Origin of the sequence: Stenotrophomonas sp. SrG, assembly GCF_050031795.1 — a bacterium.
Taxonomy (GTDB): Bacteria; Pseudomonadota; Gammaproteobacteria; order Xanthomonadales; family Xanthomonadaceae; genus Stenotrophomonas; species Stenotrophomonas rhizophila_A.
Window position 1 is genome coordinate 1 of the sequence record NZ_JBNBBE010000717.1, and the last position, 247, is coordinate 247.

At 72.9% G+C, this 247-nt stretch carries 1 pseudogene; it reads right to left on the minus strand.

The features are described 5' to 3' along the window. Positions 1–247, minus strand: a pseudogene (locus ACQG3P_RS21455) (Fe-S cluster assembly protein SufD); the annotation flags it as partial.

Consider the following 247-nt stretch of genomic DNA (forward strand, 5'->3'; position numbering starts at 1 on the left):
CGCGGCCTCGCCGGCATCCCGGTGGTGCTCGACCACGGCGAGCGCGGCTCCGGCCCGCAGGTCGCGCAGGTGGCGGTGATGCCAGGCCAGGTCGCTGCCACCGGCGGCGCTGATGTAGACCAGCTGCAGCGGGGTTTCGACCTGCACGCCGTCGTCCACGCGCACCAGCACGCCTTCATCGGCGAGGGCGGGGTTGAGGCGGGCGAAGACTTCTTCGCTGCGCTCTAAGCGGCGGCCCAAGAAGCGC